Source organism: Stenoxybacter acetivorans DSM 19021 (assembly GCF_000745895.1).
In the GTDB taxonomy this organism is placed as follows: domain Bacteria; phylum Pseudomonadota; class Gammaproteobacteria; order Burkholderiales; family Neisseriaceae; genus Stenoxybacter; species Stenoxybacter acetivorans.
Window position 1 is genome coordinate 1 of the sequence record NZ_JQKE01000142.1, and the last position, 1,343, is coordinate 1,343.

At 36.0% G+C, this 1,343-nt stretch carries 1 protein-coding gene and 1 pseudogene; both read right to left on the reverse strand.

Annotation, left to right across the window (positions count from 1 at the left end):
• On the reverse strand, positions 1-803 hold an 803-nt coding region (locus Q384_RS11000; RefSeq protein WP_037588138.1), incomplete at its 3' end, for a hypothetical protein.
• A 3-nt stretch (positions 804-806) separates the two neighbouring features.
• Positions 807-1,343, reverse strand: a pseudogene (locus tag Q384_RS13680) (hypothetical protein); the annotation flags it as partial.

A 1,343-nucleotide genomic window follows, 5' to 3' on the forward strand; every position in this document is an offset into this window, starting at 1 on the left:
TGTAATAAAGTATGGGCACAATAAGCGTCTAAGGCTTCGGCGGGATTTTCTAAATAATGAATATTGATAAAATCGAAATCTTTTACCCAGTAAATACGTTGGCTATCATTATCAAGGACAACATACAATTGATCGCCTATCAAAGTATTGGATTCAGGCAGCCTGCTGTCTAAAAAACAACGTAATTGCTCAAATTTACCTTTGCCGTAAATATTGGGAATTTTTTCTTGTACACAAGGTACAATAGTTTTTTTCCATTTTTTATCAGCTACAGCAAAATAATGGCTAAATGCAGAAAACATATCATAAGGATCGGTAGGCAGTAATTTTACTACAAGTGGAGTAACTCCATCGGACACTCCCCATGAGCTGGTATTTTTAAACCATGAATTTTTAATTACGGGTGGTAAGCAATTATAATCATAATAAGCTGTCGGTGAGTCTGGCTTATATCGTACCCAGATTAATCTATTTTTTACCACTAAAAAACCAAAATGGTGCATTCTATTTACAGGGATATTAGGATTTGGTGGGAAACGCCACCAATAAAAACCCACATGATATTCAGAAGCATGCTCTGCTAAAACAGCATAGCTTAATGGTTGTAACAAACGTAATGGTTCAATTAAAAATGGTGTTCCGCCTAATTTTAGAATATTTAAATCAGAACGCTTCTCATCGCTACTTTTATTGATATTTTCTCGAATATAAGAAAGTTCTTTGTCTTTAACTTGATTAATATTAGTAACAATATAATCAAATTCTTGCAGTGCTTCTCCATACGTAAAAACATGTCCGCTCATGATTTAATTCCCTCTTGATTTGTTAATTATATCTTGTATTTTAGCTCTCATTTCGTCTTGAGCTTTACTTAGATATGCTTTATATTCAGAGCTAATGGGGTCGCCTTTCCAAGTTTTCCAGCCCTTCCCTGGTTCAAATTCAACTTTACAGCCTTTAGAACAATTGGCTGAATGAATCATTGGCTGTAAATTATCGGGATTATTGAGTAGCTCTCTTTGAATATTTGGCGGTAAATCATTAAACCCCGGAATTTGAGTTCTAATATAATTCTGTGGCAAGATATGATCTACTGATACAGTGACATTGCTTGGAATTTTCTCAAGATTGCCTGTTATCGGATTCATCCAATGCACCGCACCATTAATCACCCATTGATTGGATAAAGAACCATATTTATTGGTGAAATCACTGGCTCTTTTTACATCTGCCGCTTGCTGCATCGCGGCTTTCATACCCGCTACATTTTTAGTAGCAGCCGCGGCTTCATAGGCTTTTTCAGCTTGATGAATTTTTTTGGCAGCATCACCCACAGGGCCCAA